Genomic DNA, 15,877 nt, shown 5'->3' with positions numbered 1-15,877 from the left:
CTTGTGGTGAGACCTCTTCTACCAGGACCCCACGCCCACACCTCCCCAGGCCATCAGCCATCCCATTCCACTGAGATCACCTCATTGAAATTGCGGAAGTTGTCCACAGGCGTCGGCGTGTCGGGGTGCGACACGCCGATGATCCGCAGTTTCAATTGAAACTGCGGATCATCCCGGGCTCAGAGCCAGCCGAGCTTGACCGCCTGCATGCCCGCCTGGAAGCGGGTTTCCACGCCCAGCCTCGAGATCAGCTCCCGCACCCGGCGATGCGCCGTGCGCGCGCTGAAGCCCATCAGCCTGCCGATCGTGTCGTCCGTGGCGCCGGAGGCGAGCAGCGACAGGATCCACCGCTCTTCCTCCGTCGGCTGGAGCTCGTGCCCCGACAGGTCCTGGTCCGCGGTGAACGGCGCCGCGAAGCGCCACAGGTCCTCGAAGATCCTGGCGATCGCCGCCAGCATCGCCGAGCTGCGCACCACCACGGCGCTCTCCACCGAGGTCTCGCTCACCGTCAGCGGCAGCAGCGCGATCTCGTTGTCCACCATGATCAGCTTGGTCGGCGCCACGTGGATCACCCGCGCCTGCTCGCCCATCGCGACCAGCTTGGTGGTGATGTCCAGCTGCGGCGGTCGCGCCAGCGCGGACCGGTCGTAGAGCACTTGGTACTGAACGCCCTCGGCGAGCTTGCGCGATTCCAGCGAGTCCAGCGGACCCGTCGTCACGTACGGCGGCTTCGCCACGCCCTGGACCAGCTGCGTCGCGTTGCGCTGCAGCTCGTACGCTGCCCAGCCGACCCGCTTGGCCCCGTGCACGACCTGCAGCACGCCGCCGTTGCCCGACTGGGCCCGGGCGGCTCGCGTCACCGACGCGACCTGCGCCCGAACGGCCCGCTCGGTCAGCGGCTCGGTCGTGGCGGTGTCCCTGGCCGGCTCGTCCACCTCAGTCGGCGACTGCGTCAGCTCCTCGGTGTATCCGGGTAACACGGCACACCCCTCCTCGATGTGCCCCCAGCAGCACCGATTCGGCATCGGCACCGCGACGGACACTGAAACACCCCCGTGTTGGCAACGTATCCACCGGGAACGACCGCAGGAACCGACTTTCGCCGGATGCAGCGGATCGACCTTTGATTGACCCCTTTTGGCCGCATCTCAAGATCCCCCGAATGGAGCAATCGACGCCAGGTCACCACTCGGCCGGAAAGCTCCCCGTGCGGCTCGACGTCAAGCGCGGACGGGCCCTTCCTGGCGATCCAGGAAGGGCCCGCGTGTCGCACTGCTACCGGATCAGAGGTCGCCGATCTGCAGCAGGTCGGTGATGGTGCCGTCCGGGGCGCTCTGGATCACGCCCTTCGAGGCCTGGCCCTGCAGCCCGGTGATGACGTCCGCGGGCTTCGCGTCCGGGTTGGCCTGCAGGAACAGCGCGCCGACGCCAGCCACGTGCGGGCTGGCCATCGAGGTGCCGCTCATCGTCTCGGTGCCACCGCCGGGCACGGTCGACACGATGTCCACGCCGGGGGCGTAGCCCTCGACGCTGGCGCCGAAGTTGGTGAACGAGGCGGAGCCGTCGGCGTTGTCCGAGGCCGCGGTGGTGAACACACCCTCCGCGCTGGCCGGGGACACGTTCTCAGCGTCCTGACTTTCATTACCGGCCGCCACCGCGAGGAAGACACCGCTGTTGACCAGGTTGGTCGCGGCCTCGTCCAGCGCAGGGTCCTTCGGGCCGCCCAGCGACATGTTCGCCACCGACGGGCCGGAGTGGTTCTGCGCGACCCAGTCGATGCCGGACACGACCTGCTCGGTGGTGCCGCTGCCCTGGTCGTCGAGCACCCGGACACCGACGAGCTTGGTGCCCTTGGCGACGCCGTAGGTGTCGCTGCCGATGGTGCCGGCGACGTGGGTGCCGTGGCCGTGCTTGTCGGAGCCGTCGCCACCGGTGGCGTCGAAGCCGATCTCGGCGCGCCCGCCGAAGTCGGGGTGCGACGGGTCGATGCCGGTGTCGATGATGTAGGCGGTGACGCCCTCACCGGTGCCCTTGGGGGCGTAGCTGTCGTCCAGCGGGAGCTCCGGCTGGTCGAGCCGGTCCAGGCCCCACGAGCCGACGGCTTCCTTCTTCGCCGGCTCGACCTGGATGCGGTAGCTCTGCGAGATGTTCTCGACCTTGCCGCTGGCGCGGACGGCCTCGAGCGCCTCGGGGCTCAGCTTCGCCGAGAACCCGTTGATCGCGGTGTTGTAGACGACGCGCGGCTGAACGCCGAGCTCTTCGGCGACGCCCTGCGCCGCGATGCCGTCCTTGAGGTTGACGATGTAGACGTCCGACTCCGCGCCCTGCACCTGTGCCTGCGGGTGCAGCGCCAGAGGCGCCAACTCGATCTGCGGCTGCGCGCCTGCCGGTGCACCGGCGAACACGAGCGCCGCCGCGGCAACCCCTGCCCCGGTGCCGTAAAGCAGCTTCCTCATGTGTCCCCTCCTACGTTCATTCGCTCGGGTGGGGCCGAGCGAAAGGCGGTTCACGGCGGAACGTAACCAGGGAAAACACTCGTCCGGGTGATGTTGGCGATTTGTCGCCACACAATCGGGCGACGGGGTGAACGAATTCCCAGCTCTGGGAGGACTACCGGGAATGAGCAGGTAAAACCGCACCCGCCGGGATTTCCGACGGGTGCGGTGATTTGTTCTCCAAGCCTGATTTGCGCGTTTTACGTAGCGGCTACCCAGCGTCGCAGGCGGAGGCGAACGGCCTCGACGTACTCGGGTTCGACCTCGGAGACCTCGTCGATCGACTCGGCGCCGTCGGGGGCGACGCCGTAGGTCATGCCGTAGTAGAGGTACAGCGCGCGCTCCTGCTCCAGCGGGAGATCGCCCTGCAGCAGGCTGACCCGGGGCGCGCGCCGGACCGCGTCCTTGTCGACCGCGATGGTGAGCGTGTCGCCGTCGAAGGCCGCGCCCTCCAGCGGCGCGAAGCTCTCGTTCGTCCCGAAAAGTCCAGTTTGGACGGTTATCCAAGCGGGCTGCTCGGTGTCGTCGTCGATGAACAACTGGCCGACGATGCCGATCCGCTGGCCCTCCGGATCGAAGACCTCGCACCCGAACATCCGCAACGCTTCCCGCTGGCCGATCATCGCCGCCTCCTCCCCCTCGCCCTCCCAGGTCAGTCTGCGCCCGGAACGGTCGCGGCGGCACCTCGGAACGGCTGCATCTCCGACCGTCCACCGAGTACTCCGCCGGGGCTGGCACCCTCGGGGGCGAGCCCCGGCACTCCCGCCGGGACCCGAACAGACCTACGGAGCTCCCGATGTCCCAGCCCGCCGACCGTTCCGCCCCGCCGATCAGCGCCGAAATGCGGGAGCACGCCAAGCAGAACCCCAACAGCTGGCTGTACATCGCCGATCCCGGCTACGCCGCCGAGGGCGAGGAGGTCCCGCCGGAGGGCATCGTGGGCGCCTACCGCATCGACGCCGACGGCGAGATCGACGAGGACTTCCAGTTCAACGACAAGTACCAGCCGTCCGAGATGACGGCGAACCAGCTGGAACCGGCCAACGAGCTGGAACACGTGCTGGTGCGGATCGCCGCCGGCCAGCTGCCGGAGTCCGAGCTGCCCGCGGCGGTGCTCGACGGCGAGGTGCTGCTCTACGCGCCGAGCGCGGACGACCCGATGCTCTACACCGCGGAGCTGTCCGACGGCAGCCAGCTGGTGCCGGCCTGCACCTCGGCCGCCCGGGTTCCCGCGGACTGGCCCGGATTCCGCCGGGTGCCCGGATCCGTGCTGCCAGACCTGCTCGACGGGCTCGACCTGGGCCTGAACATGCACGACGCGATCCAGGCCGTGATCCCGAACCGCGTCCTCACCGAGGCCGCCGAGAAGCGCGGCTGAGAGCGGTGGCCGGAGCGGGGCGAGGTGCCTAGCCTCGGCAGGGTGACGGGCGATCAAGGGCCAGGGCTCATCGAGGACTACGCCCTGCTGTCCGACCTCCGCACGGCCGCGCTGGTCGGCAAGGACGGCTCGATCGACTGGCTCTGCCTGCCCCGCTTCGACGCGCCATCGTGCTTCGCGCGCCTGCTCGGCGACGGGCGGGACGGCCACTGGCAGATCGCGCCGACCGCGCCGGTGCACGAGGTTCGCCGCCGGTACCGGGACAACTCCCTGGTGCTGGAGACGGAATTCCGCACCGACGGCGGGGCGATCCGGTTGATCGACACCATGCCGCCGCACGAGAAGAACCAGCACGACCAGCCCTGCCTGGTGCGGATCGTCGAAGGCATCGACGGCGAGGTGGACGTCAAGCTCCGCTGGGTGGTCCGCTTCGCCTACGGCGACGCGGTGCCCTGGGTGCGCCGGGTGCGCGAAACCGAGCCGGTGCTGGACGAGTACATCCTCGCCGTCGCCGGCCCGCACACCGCGGTGCTGCGCGGCGACGTCCTGCCGCAGCGCGCGCATCACGAGCGGGCGCACGAGCTGGTGCTCACGGTGCGCGCCGGGCAGCGGCTGTCCTGGGTGATGCAGTGGTCGCCGGACGCGCGGGACCTGCCCGCGCCGATGGATCCGGAGCAGGAAATCCAGGACAGCGAGGACTTCTGGCGGGAGTGGACCGGGAAGATCAGCTACGACGGGCCGCACTCGGCCGCCGTGTACCGATCGCTGGCCACCCTCAAGGCGCTGACCTACGCGCCGACCGGCGGCGTCATCGCCGCGCCGACCAGCTCGCTGCCGGAAGCCCTGCCGGGCGACCGGAACTGGGACTACCGCTACTGCTGGCTGCGCGACGCCACCCTCGTCCTGCTGGCGCTGGAGAACTTCGGCTGCTCCGAGGAGGCCGCGGCATGGCGCGACTGGCTGGTGCGCGCGGTCGCCGGCGATCCCGCGGACCTGCAGATCATGTACGGCGTCAACGGCGAGCGGCACGTGGTGGAGTGGGAGGCCGACTGGCTGCCCGGCTACCGCGGCACCGGGCCGGTGCGGATCGGCAACGCCGCCTTCCGGCAGACCCAGCTCGACGTCTACGGCGAGGTGCTGGACATGCTGCACCTGGCCCGCGAGCGCGGGCTGCCGGAGAGCGAGGAGACCTGGGCGTTGCAGCGCGGCATGCTGCGGCACCTGGAGAAGATCTGGCAGCAGCCGGATCGCGGGCTGTGGGAGGTGCGCGGCCCGGAGCGGCACTTCACGCATTCGCGGGTGATGGTCTGGGTGGCGTTCGACCGGGCCGTCCGCGCCGTGGAGGAGGACGGGCTGCCGGGCCCGGTGCAGCGGTGGCGGACGATCCGCGACACGGTGCGCGCGGAGGTCTTGGAGCGGGGCTGGAACCCGGAGGTCGGCGCGTTCACCCAGTACTACGGCGGGACGACGCTGGACGCGGCCACGCTGCTGATGCCGTCGGTCGGGTTCCTGCCCGGCGACGACGAGCGGGTGGTGCGCACCGTCGAGGCGGTGCAGCGCGAGCTGCAGCACGACGGGGTGCTGGTCGACCGGTACAGCACCGGTGATCGGCGCAGCGAGGTCGACGGGTTGACCGGGCGGGAGGGCGCGTTCCTGGCCTGCTCGTTCTGGCTGGTCGACGCGCTGGCCTACGGCGGGCGACGCGCGGAGGCGGAGCGGATGTTCGCCAAGTTGGTGGGCCTGACCAACGACTTGGGCCTGTACGCGGAGGAGTACGACGGCGCGAACGGCCGGTTCACCGGCAACTTCCCGCAGGCGTTCAGCCACCTGGCACTGGTGAACTCGGCGGCGATCCTCTTCGGCGGCATCACCCGGGACCGCAAGAGCCGCCGCAACGGCCCCGCCACGACCACCTGAGCCCCGCACCTCGTGCAGTTTCAATTGAAACTGCACCCGGTTTCCGCTGAAACTGGATCCCAGTTTCAATTGAAACTGCGGATCATCGGCGTGTCGCACCACGACACACCGGTGGTTGTGGACAACTTCTCCAATTTCAATGGAAATTGGACCTTCGATTTCCATTGAAGTTGCGGCAGAACCCGGGTGGCAGGACCCAGGTGGGGTGTCAGTCGAGGTGGTCGGTGATGAACGTCGTTATCTCCGCCGGGGATCCCGGGCGGGCGAAGAGGTAGCCCTGGCCCGTTTCGCAGCCGATGTCCGCCATCCGGCGGGCTTGGGCCTGGGTCTCCACGCCTTCCGCCGTGACCGTCAGCCCGAGCGCGTGCGCCAGATCCACCAGCGTTCCGACGATGCGCGCGTCGACCGGGTCGGCCCGCTCCGCGTCCCGCAGGCCCTCCATGAACGAGCCCGCGATCTTCAGCTCGTGCACCGGGAGGTGCCGCAGGTAAGCCAGGTTCGAGTACCCCGTGCCGAAGTCGTCGATGGCGATCCGCACGCCCATCCGGGACAGCGCGCGCAGCGCGTCCAGCGGCTCGTCGGCGGTGCCCATGATCGCGCTCTCGGTGAGCTCCAGCTGCAGCCGCGACGGCGCCAGCCCGGTCTCGGCCAGGATCTCCGCCACGTCGGACACCAGGTTCGGGTCCCGCGACTGCCGGACCGCCAGGTTGACGCTGACGAACGGCGCCGCCGCCCCGAATTCGTCCTGCCACTGCTTCGCCTGCCGGCAGGCCTGCCGCAGCACCCAGCGCCCGAGCGGCACGATCAGCCCGGTCTCCTCGGCCAGCCCGATGAACCGGTCCGGTCCCAGCCGGCCCAGCTCCGGGTGCGCCCAGCGGACCAGCGCCTCGACGCCGACGACGTTGAAGTCCCGCAGCCCGATCAGCGGCTGGTAGTCCACGTAGAACTCGTCGCGCTCCAGCGCGGCGGGCATCTTCGCCGACAGGTGGAACTGCGCGACCTCGGTGGCGTTGCGGTCCGGGTCGAACAGCGCCCACCGGCCCTTGCCCTCGGACTTCGCCCAGTACAGCGTCACGTCGGCGTCGCGCATCAGCTCGGCCGCGGTCTGCCCGGGCACCGGCCGCTCGACGATGCCGATGCTGGCCGACACGGACAGCTCGTGGCCGCCGATGCGGATCGGCCGGACCAGCGCGTCGAGCACGGTGTCGGCGACCTCGACGGCCTGGTCGGTGCCGAACGAGTTCTGGATCACGATCACGAACTCGTCGCCGCCCATCCGCGCGACGAGCCTGTCGTCGCCGTGCACCGCGGTGGCGAGCCGGTCGGCGACCGCCCGCAGCAGGTCGTCGCCGACGTGGTGGCCGAGGCTGTCGTTGATGACCTTGAACCCGTCGAGGTCCATGTAGCACAGCGCCACCCGTTCGTCGGGTTCGTGCTGCTCGAGGATCGTGGTGAGCCGCTCCAGGAACAACGCCCGGTTGGGCAGCCCGGTCAGCGGATCGTGCATCGCCTGGTGACGCAGGCGTTCCTGCAGCATCCGCCGGTCGGTGACGTCCTCGATCAGCGCGACCTGGTACAGCGGGAGGCCGTCCTCGCCGCGGACCAGGGAGACGATCAGCTCGGTCCACACGGTGCCGCCGTCGGGGCGGACGAACCGCTTCTCCACCCGGAACTGGTCGCGTTCGCCGCGGACCAGTTCCTCGTACAGCCGCCAGGTGCTGTCGGGATCGTCCGGGTGCATCATGTCCTGCACCAACATCCGGCGGAGTTCCTCGCCGGGCCGGCCCATGATCCGCACGAGCGAGTCGTTCACCTCGAGGATCCGGCCGTCCATGTCGCCGATTCCGATGCCGATCGCGGCCTCGGCGAAGATCGCGCGGAACCTGGCTTCGCTGGTGCGCAGGGCCTGTTCGACGGCATCGCGCGCGTCCAGCACGGCCTGCCGGATGGCCTCCTGCTCGTCCAGCGTCCGCTTGCGCGCGGCCTGCACGAAGCCAGCGCACAGCGCGCCCTGCAGAGCGGCGACGCGTTCGCGCCAGACCGGGCCGTCGTCCAGGTGCAGGACGTCGAGGATCTCGTCGCCGATGAGGTCGATCGTTCGGCCTAAGGACTCCGCGCTGGTGAAGTGCACGGCGACCAGGTCCACGCCGACCGACCGCGCGGGGGACGGGTCGAACGGCTCGCCGAGCAGCGCATCGACCAGCCGGTCGGTGTAGCCGTACAGGCGGCCTTCCACCTCCGCGCTGGTCATCGGTACGTAACTGGTGCCCATCATGGCCTGCGCCCAAACGGCGGCAAAGCGTCGTCGATCGGCTCGGTTCACCTCGGCGACCACCTCGTGAGCGCTGGGCACCGGCGCTGTCCAGCCAGTCATGCCTGGGGCGCCCTCCACTCGTCCTACTCGCCTGGGCCGTTCGTTCGGAGCATACGACCGGACCGGTCCGGCGGTCGAACATCAGGTACGGCACCCGGGGTAGGCGCTCACCTCATTCGAGCAGGCCATACAGGGGGCCTCACCCGGCGGGCGACTACCGTCCGCAACCAGTCGATCGCCGAAGCGCGGCTGCCGTGATACATCTGATGTTTTCGACGCACAGCCCCGCCGAGAGGTTGTGCGCGGCCCGGAACTCCGCCCCGGAGACCGCTCGGTTCACTCACGGTGTCCGGATTGAGCCATTCTGGTTAAAAACTAACACAAGATCTACATCTTTGGAAAACCATTCGCCACACTTTCGGGGCAGGACGCGTGGTCCCCCGACGACGCACCGCAACTACACCCCCGAGAGGTATCGATGAACCTTCCGAGTGGACGTGGTCGCCGATTACCACTGGTCTCCTTAGTATCGGTTGCCTGCGCAGGCGTTCTTCTCCTGTGCTCGCCCGCGCAAGCCAGCACACCCCTTCCAGGAAGGGAAAGCGCGATGAGCACGCAGGTGACCGGCGAACCACCGAGCGGAACCGAGACCGACACCCCGATGGGCTCGCAGATCCGCAAGCACGAGGGCGGCGGCGATGATCCGCTGCTCACCCCCGTCGTCGATCCGCTGGCCACGGTGGCCGGCATGGACGTCAGCGGCCACCAGGGCAATGTGGACTGGAACTCCTGGTGGGGCCAGGGCATGCGGTTCGCCTACGTGAAGGCGACCGAGGGCACCGGCTACAAGAACCCGTACTTCGCCCAGCAGTACAACGGCTCCTACAACGTGGGCATGATCCGCGGCTCGTACCACTTCGCGCTGCCGGACCGCTCCAGCGGCGCCGCGCAGGCCAACTACTTCGTGGACAACGGCGGCGGCTGGTCCAAGGACGGCAAGACGCTGCCGGGCGCGCTGGACATGGAGTACAACCCGTACGGCTCCACCTGCTACGGCAAGACCAAGAGCGGGATGACGGCCTGGATCAAGGACTTCAGCGACACCTACCACGCCCGGACCGGGCGCTGGCCGGTCATCTACACCAGCACGAGCTGGTGGAACCAGTGCGTGGACGGCGACTTCAGCTCGACGAACCCGCTGTGGGTCGCCCGCTACGCGAGCACCGTCGGCCAGCTCCCCTACAAGTGGGGCATCTGGACGATCTGGCAGTACACGTCGTCGCCACTGGACAAGAACACGTTCAACGGCGCTTACGACCGCCTCCAAGCGCTGGCCAACGGCTGACGCCACAACTCGCGCGGTGCCGGCCAGCCCGGCACCGCGTAGTCGGCTTTCCCGAGGCCCGCGCGGTTCTGGCCGGGCGGGGCGGATGCCGATGTGAGGTGCCTATCCGCGCGATCTCCGAGTGCTGCGCTCCGCGCAGGGCAGAATCCCTCGCATGGGTGAGCGCAAGATCGGTTTGGTCGCGACCGTCGCCGTCGCCGTCGCGGTATTCGCCGGCGCCAGCGTCGCCTTGCTGATCTTCGACCCGCGGACCACCGGCGCCGATGCCCTGCGAACCGGCGGGCTGGCGGCCGGATCGGTGGTCGCGCTCTACGCCCTGTGGCTCAACGACCGGCGTCGACGCGTCGAGGAGAAGCGGCAGGAACTCGACAGCCAGCGGCAGGAGCTGGATCGGCAGCGCTACGCGCTCGAACAGCAGCGGCAGGCCCTGGAAGACCGGCGCACCGACCAGGACCGGGACCGCGCCGCCGATGAGCGCTTCGCGCGGTCGGTCGAGCTGCTAGGCAACGACGCCGACCAAGTGCGGGTCGGCGCCATGCACGCCCTCGCCGGGCTCGCCCGCAGCAATCCCGACTACACCCAGACCGTGCTCGACGTGCTCTGCTCCTACCTCCGGCGACCGTTCGTGCATCCGAAGTGGACACCGGCCTCGGAATTGCCGGCGGATCCTGGCGAATGGCCGGAGGCCAGCCCCGAGCAGGAGGGCGAACGGTACGTCCGGCAGACGGCGCAGCGCCTGATCCAGGACCTGTTGCCCAGCACCGCCGACCCGGATCCGAAGATCTACGAGCTCGACCTGACCAGGGCTTGGCTGGAGCGGTTCAACCTGTCCGACCGGGTCGTGGGCCGCATCGCCGCCTACCGGTGCCGGTTCCGGCACACCACGAACTTCAACCGCGCCGTCTTCCACGGCCCGGTGCACCTCCGCGACAGCGTCTTCGTGGGGCGGATCAGGGCGGAGAAGACCCGGTTCCGGCAGCGGCTGGAACTGCGCGGGATCGCGACGCACGGACCGTGCGGCTTCGAGCGCGCCGAGTTCGAAGGTGCCGTGGACATGCCGGGAGCCCACTGCATCGCGCACGTCTCCTTCGAGCGCGCGTCCTTCCGCACCACGCTCGACCTCCGGCACGCGCGCTTCGACGGCGGCGTCGATCTCCGCGTGGGCGAGCCGCTGCCCAGCGTCGCCCTGTACAACACCGAGGTCGACACGTCGACCGATGCCCAGGTGCCGGAAGGCTGGTCGTTCGAGCCCTGCAAGATGTGAATCGCGCACGCATCCGGGTGCACGAGGTCAGGCAGAATCCCTCGCATGGGTGAGCGCAAGATCGGGCTGGTCGCGACGATCGCCGTCGCCGTCGTGGTCCTCGTCGGCGTCAGCATCGCCTTGCTGGCCTTCGACCCGCGAACCACCGGCGCCGACGCGCTGCGGACCGGCGGGCTCGCGGCAGGTTCCGTCGTCGCGCTCTACGCGCTCTGGCTCAACGACCGGCGCAGGCGCGTCGAGGAGGAGCGGCAGAAGACCGAGCGGCAGCGCCACGAGTTGGAGAACCGCCGGGCCGACCTCGACCGCGACCGGGTCGCCGACGAGCGCTTCGCCCGCGCCGTGGAACTCCTCGGGCACGAGGCCGATCAGGTTCGCGTCGGCGCGCTGCACGCCCTCGCCGGGCTCGCCCGCAGCAATCCCGACTACACCCAGACCGTGCTCGACGTGCTGTGCTCGTACCTGCGGCGGCCGTTCTGGCACCACCGCCACAGCGATAACGCCCCGGCGTCCGCCGGAACCCCTTTGAACACCGACGACGGGCCCGTGCAGTGGTCCCGGGACGCGAAGGACGGCGCCGAGCGGAAGCTGCAGGTGCGGCTGACCGCGCAGCGGCTCATCGCCGACCTGCTCCCGGCCGCCGGTGACGAGGCCGCCCCGGCCTACGACCTCGACCTCACCAACGCCTCGCTGGAGTACTTCGACACTTCTGACCGGAAGATCGGGTCGTTGATCCTGCGGTACGGGAAGTTGTTCAGCGACAACAACTTCAGCCGCTGCGAGTTCCACGGGGACGTGTGGTTCACCGGCACGACGGTCGGCGCCGGGCGGCTGTACGGGCGGTTCCGCTGCGACGACGCGGTTTTCCACCAGCGCGCCTGGTTCCCCGGGGTCGAGTTCAACGGCCGGGCGAGCTTCCGGCGGACCCGCTTCCACGGCCAGACGCGGTTCGCCGACAGCCGGTTCGCCGGCTCGGTGTTGATGACGCGGGCGGAGTTCCACGGCCCGGCCGACTTCCGCTCGGTCCGCTTCGAGCACGACGCCGACCTGAGCGGCACGACGTTCCACGACGAGGCCCAGCACACCGGCATCACGACCAGCCCGGACCGCGAAGTCGTCCTCCCCGACGGCTGGACAGCCGTGCGCGCGTAGCGCGAGAAGGGGTGGCCGGGCGCCGGGCGCCCGGTTCATCGGCGCCGTCAAGGCGGCGTCTTCGACCGCTAGCGGATGCGCGAACGGCCCGTTCGCCTCGATAGACGAGGTGAACGGGCCGTTCGCGTCAGCTCTGGATCAGCCGAACAGCTTGGGGAGGGTGCCTTCCCAGGCTTCGCGCAGCTCCGCCAGCGGGATGTCCGCCACGTCCTGGATGTCGAGCGACTGCGCGCCCGCGTCCGCGACGCCGACCTTGGCCCACGGGAGGCCTCGGGCCGAGCACATGTCCGTGAAGCGGAGCTCCTCGGTGCGCGGCACCGCCACCAGGATCCGGCCCGCCGACTCGGAGAACAGCCAGACGAACGGGTCCACGCCCTCCGGCAGGACCACCCGGGCGCCGCACTCGCCGATCAGCGCCGTCTCCACCAGCGCCTGCGCCAGGCCGCCCTCGGAGAGGTCGTGCGCCGCCGAGATCATGCCGTCGCGGGAGCCCGCGAGCACGATCTCCGCCAGCAGCTTCTCGCGCGCCAGGTCGACCTTCGGCGGCACGCCGCCGAGGTGGTCGTGGGTGACGCGCGCCCACTCCGAGCCGCCGAGCTCCTCGTGCGTCTCGCCGAGCAGCAGCAGCGTTTCGCCTTCCTCGCCACCGATTCCGGTGGGGATGCGGCGGGTCACGTCGTCGATCGTGCCCAGCACGCCGACCACCGGCGTCGGCAGGATCGGCTTCGCACCGGTCTGGTTGTAGAAGCTGACGTTGCCGCCGGTCACCGGGATGCCCAGCTCCTGGCAGGCGTCGGCCAGGCCGCGCACCGCCTGCTGGAACTGCCACATCACCGCCGGGTCCTCCGGCGAACCGAAGTTCAGGCAGTTGGTGACCGCCACCGGCGTGGCACCGGTGGTCGCCACGTTGCGGTACGCCTCGGCCAGCGCCAGCTGCGCGCCCGCGTACGGGTCGAGCCGGGTGTAGCGGGCGTTGCAGTCGGTGGCGACCGCGATGCCGCGCCCGGTCTCCTCGTCGATGCGCAGCACGCCGCCGTCCGACGGCTGGGCCAGCACGGTGTTGCCGCGCACGTACCGGTCGTACTGGTCGGTGACCCACGCCCGGGAGCACAGGTTCGGCGACGCCGCCATCCGCAGGATCGTCTCCCGCAGTTCGTCCGATGTGGACGGCCGGGCCAGCGTGTTCGCGCTGTCCGCGACGATCAGGTCCTGCTCGGCGGGCCGCTCGACCGGCCGCTCGTAGACCGGGCCCTGGTGCGCGACGGTCCGCGGCGGCACGTCCACCACGAGCTCGCCGTGCCAGAAGATCTCCAGGTTCTCGCCGTCGGTGACCTCACCGATGACGTTCGCCGTGACGTCCCAGCGGCGGCACACCTCCATGAACGCGTCCACGTTGGACGGATCCACGACCGCGCACATCCGCTCCTGCGACTCGCTGGAGAGGATCTCCGCCGGGGTCATCCCGGTGGCGCGCAGCGGGACCTGGTCCAGGTCGACCCGCATGCCGCCGTCGCCGGCCGACGCCAGCTCCGACGTGGCGCAGGACAGGCCCGCGCCGCCGAGGTCCTGGATGCCGACGACCAGGCCGGCGTGGTACAGCTCCAGGCAGCACTCGATGAGCACCTTCTCGGCGAACGGGTCGCCGACCTGGACGCTGGGCAGCTTCTTGCGGCCGCCACCGCTCTCGTCGCCGTCGAACGTCTCCGACGCCAGCACCGACACGCCGCCGATGCCGTCGAGGCCGGTGCGCGCGCCGAACAGGATGATCTTGTTGCCCTTGCCGCTGGCGTGCGCCAGGTGCAGGTCCTCGACCTTCATCACGCCCACGCACATGGCGTTGACCAGCGGGTTGCCCGCGTAGCACTCGTCGAAGACGACCTCGCCGCCGATGTTCGGCAGGCCCAGGCAGTTGCCGTAGCCGCCGACGCCCGCGACGACGCCGGGCAGCACCCGCTTGGTGTCCGGCGCGTCGGCCGGGCCGAAGCGCAGCGGGTCCGCCACCGCGACCGGGCGGGCGCCCATCGCCATGATGTCGCGGACGATGCCGCCGACGCCGGTGGCCGCGCCCTGGTAGGGCTCGACGTACGACGGGTGGTTGTGGCTCTCCAGCTTGAACGTGACCGCCCAGCCGTCGCCGATGTCGACCACGCCCGCGTTCTCGCCGATGCCCGCGAGCATCTTCTCGCGCATCTCGTCGGTGGTGGTCTCGCCGAAGTACTTCAGGTGCACCTTCGACGACTTGTAGGAGCAGTGCTCGCTCCACATCACCGAGTACATGGCCAGCTCGGCGTCCGTGGGCCGGCGGCCCAGGATCTCGCGGATCCGGGCGTACTCGTCGTCCTTCAGCCCGAGCTCGCGGAACGGCTGGTCGACGTCGGGTGTGGACTTCGCGTGATCGACGCTATCCACGTTCACGATGTTGGTCACGCTGCCACCAGTGCATCCAGAACGGACAGGAACATGCCGAGGCCGTCATCGGTGGGGCCGGTCAGCGGGTCGATCGCGTGCTCCGGGTGCGGCATCATGCCCGCGACCCGGCCGCGCGCGTCGGTGATGCCCGCGATGTCGCGCCGCGAACCGTTCGGGTTCTCGCCCGCGTAGCGGAACAGCACCCGGCCTTCGCCTTCGAGCTCGTCGAGGACGGCCTCGTCGGCCACGTAGTTGCCCTCGCCGTGCTTGATCGGGATCAGCAGCTCGGCGCCCGCGTCGTAGCGGGTGGTCCAGGCGCTGCTGTTGTTCTCCACCTTCAACCACTGGTCGCGGCAGACGTAGTGCAGGCCCGCGTTGCGGGTCAGCACTCCGGGCAGCAGCCCGGACTCGCACAGGATCTGGAAGCCGTTGCACACGCCGAGCACCGGCATGCCCTTGCGGGCGGCCTCGACGACCTCGGTCATGACCGGGGCGAACTTGGCGATCGCGCCGCAGCGCAGGTAGTCGCCGTAGGAGAAGCCGCCGGGGACGACCACCGCGTCCACGCCCTTGAGGTCGTGGTCGGCGTGCCAGAGGGCGACCGGTTCGGCACCGGCACGGCGCGCAGCGCGGGCGGCGTCCACGTCATCGAGGGTGCCGGGGAAGGTGATGACGCCGATCTTCGCGCTCATGCTTCCACCCGGCGGACGGTCCAGTCCTCGATCACCGGGTTGGCCAGCAACGTCTCGGCGATCTTCGCGAGCGTGTCGTCGTCGACGTCGTCGGCGACCTCCAGCTCGAACCGCTTCCCCTGGCGGACTTCGGTGATGCCGTCGAAACCGAGACGGGGCAGCGCGTTCGCCACCGCCTGTCCCTGCGGATCGAGGATTTCCTGCTTCGGCATGACGTCGACAACGACTCGGGCCACGGGTGCTGCTCCCGGTTTCCGTGCAGATCCGCCGGGACCCCGGCGGATGGCCAGCAGTACCGCCAAAGGGTAACTGAGCTGGGCGTTCACCCTGCCGGGTAGGGGCCGGAGGTGCGGCGTGGCTCACGACACCCTTCCCGTCATGTGTCTTGCGCCACATTTTTCGCACGTTGTCTAAACCTTTGGCCCGTCGGACGTCTATTACGACCGGGGCACCGAAAACCCGGGCCCCGCTTGCGGTTACCTAGGGGGAACGCACACCGATGCGCACAATCAAGACGCTGATGGCGGCCGGCCTGCTCGCCGGCCTCGCGCTGACCACCACCGTGCCGGCGACGGCGGCGCCGAGCCCCGGCCCGGCGGCCGTGGCACCGGCCGAGAACGCACTGCTGACCGCCGACAAGTCGCAGGTCCGGGCGGGCAACACGCTGGTCCTGCGGCTGGAGCACGGCCCCGAAGGCGTCAACTGGATCTCGTCGGCGGCGTTCGTGCGCAACGGGGAGCACCCGTTCGACGCGGACGAGGGCCTGGCCCAGGTCGTGAACGACCGCGACGGCAACGCCGAGGCGGTGGCCACCATCGCCGACGTCGCGCCCGGCGAGTACACCGTGCACACCCGCATCGGCGGCGGCGCGGGCCCGACCATGAAGATCACCGTCACGAAGTGACGCGCCGGAA

At 69.9% G+C, this 15,877-nt stretch carries 13 protein-coding genes; 6 read left to right on the top strand and 7 right to left on the bottom strand.

Going from position 1 to position 15,877, the window contains the following annotated elements:
- Window positions 1–179 precede the first annotated feature (179 nt).
- The 3 genes from AB0H93_RS39415 to AB0H93_RS39405 all read right to left on the bottom strand — a co-directional run bounded on the left by AB0H93_RS39415 (window position 180) and on the right by AB0H93_RS39405 (window position 3,118).
- Window positions 180–980, bottom strand: coding sequence for a DNA-binding response regulator (locus tag AB0H93_RS39415; protein ID WP_358580860.1), 801 nt, complete (start codon window positions 978–980; stop codon window positions 180–182).
- 303 nt (window positions 981–1,283) lie between these two features.
- Window positions 1,284–2,456, bottom strand: a complete 1,173-nt coding sequence (locus AB0H93_RS39410) for a S8 family peptidase (RefSeq protein ID WP_358580858.1) — start codon at window positions 2,454–2,456, stop codon at window positions 1,284–1,286.
- A 239-nt stretch (window positions 2,457–2,695) separates the two neighbouring features.
- A complete protein-coding gene (locus AB0H93_RS39405) occupies window positions 2,696–3,118 on the bottom strand; it encodes a PRC-barrel domain-containing protein (protein WP_358580856.1) in 423 nt (140 codons plus the stop codon).
- Window positions 3,119–3,291: 173 nt separating this feature from the next.
- Between AB0H93_RS39405 and AB0H93_RS39400 the strand changes: the two genes are divergently transcribed.
- Together AB0H93_RS39400 and AB0H93_RS39395 are read left to right on the top strand one after the other, a co-directional pair.
- A complete protein-coding gene (locus tag AB0H93_RS39400) occupies window positions 3,292–3,873 on the top strand; it encodes a type VII secretion system-associated protein (RefSeq protein WP_358580854.1) in 582 nt (193 codons plus the stop codon).
- 42 nt (window positions 3,874–3,915) lie between these two features.
- Window positions 3,916–5,790 (top strand): glycoside hydrolase family 15 protein, encoded by a 1,875-nt coding sequence (locus AB0H93_RS39395; RefSeq protein ID WP_358580852.1) that lies wholly within the window; start codon window positions 3,916–3,918, stop codon window positions 5,788–5,790.
- A 208-nt stretch (window positions 5,791–5,998) separates the two neighbouring features.
- Here AB0H93_RS39395 and AB0H93_RS39390 read toward each other — a convergent pair whose 3' ends face one another.
- The gene (locus AB0H93_RS39390) at window positions 5,999–8,041 is read right to left on the bottom strand and encodes an EAL domain-containing protein (protein ID WP_358580850.1); all 2,043 of its coding nucleotides are present in this window, start codon (window positions 8,039–8,041) and stop codon (window positions 5,999–6,001) included.
- A gap of 541 nt (window positions 8,042–8,582) precedes the next feature.
- On the opposite strand from AB0H93_RS39390, the gene AB0H93_RS39385 reads away from it, so the two are divergent.
- The 3 genes from AB0H93_RS39385 to AB0H93_RS39375 all read left to right on the top strand — a co-directional run bounded on the left by AB0H93_RS39385 (window position 8,583) and on the right by AB0H93_RS39375 (window position 11,862).
- Window positions 8,583–9,449, top strand: coding sequence for a lysozyme (locus AB0H93_RS39385; RefSeq protein ID WP_358580848.1), 867 nt, complete (start codon window positions 8,583–8,585; stop codon window positions 9,447–9,449).
- 154 nt (window positions 9,450–9,603) lie between these two features.
- Window positions 9,604–10,713 (top strand): pentapeptide repeat-containing protein, encoded by a 1,110-nt coding sequence (locus AB0H93_RS39380; RefSeq protein ID WP_358580845.1) that lies wholly within the window; start codon window positions 9,604–9,606, stop codon window positions 10,711–10,713.
- A gap of 45 nt (window positions 10,714–10,758) precedes the next feature.
- On the top strand, window positions 10,759–11,862 hold the full coding sequence (locus AB0H93_RS39375; protein ID WP_358580843.1) for a pentapeptide repeat-containing protein: 1,104 nt from the start codon (window positions 10,759–10,761) through the stop codon (window positions 11,860–11,862).
- Window positions 11,863–12,000: 138 nt separating this feature from the next.
- Here the strand turns inward: AB0H93_RS39375 and purL are convergent, their stop codons facing one another.
- From purL to purS, 3 genes are read right to left on the bottom strand one after another with little or no spacing between them, the layout of a single operon-like run.
- Window positions 12,001–14,289, bottom strand: coding sequence for a phosphoribosylformylglycinamidine synthase subunit PurL (gene purL, locus AB0H93_RS39370; RefSeq protein ID WP_358580841.1), 2,289 nt, complete (start codon window positions 14,287–14,289; stop codon window positions 12,001–12,003).
- Window positions 14,286–14,963 (bottom strand): phosphoribosylformylglycinamidine synthase subunit PurQ, encoded by a 678-nt coding sequence (purQ, locus tag AB0H93_RS39365; RefSeq protein ID WP_358580838.1) that lies wholly within the window; start codon window positions 14,961–14,963, stop codon window positions 14,286–14,288. The genes purL and purQ overlap by 4 nt, the downstream gene beginning before the upstream one ends.
- On the bottom strand, window positions 14,960–15,199 hold the full coding sequence (purS, locus tag AB0H93_RS39360) for a phosphoribosylformylglycinamidine synthase subunit PurS (RefSeq protein ID WP_010312709.1): 240 nt from the start codon (window positions 15,197–15,199) through the stop codon (window positions 14,960–14,962). The genes purQ and purS overlap by 4 nt, the downstream gene beginning before the upstream one ends.
- A 263-nt stretch (window positions 15,200–15,462) precedes the next feature.
- On the opposite strand from purS, the gene AB0H93_RS39355 reads away from it, so the two are divergent.
- Window positions 15,463–15,867 (top strand): hypothetical protein, encoded by a 405-nt coding sequence (locus AB0H93_RS39355; RefSeq protein ID WP_358580836.1) that lies wholly within the window; start codon window positions 15,463–15,465, stop codon window positions 15,865–15,867.
- Window positions 15,868–15,877: the final 10 nt, after the last annotated feature.

Origin of the sequence: Saccharopolyspora sp. NPDC050642 (assembly GCF_040654735.1) — a bacterium.
Classification (GTDB): Bacteria; Actinomycetota; Actinomycetes; order Mycobacteriales; family Pseudonocardiaceae; genus Saccharopolyspora; species Saccharopolyspora elongata.
This window is presented reverse-complemented; position numbering and strand designations above follow the sequence as displayed.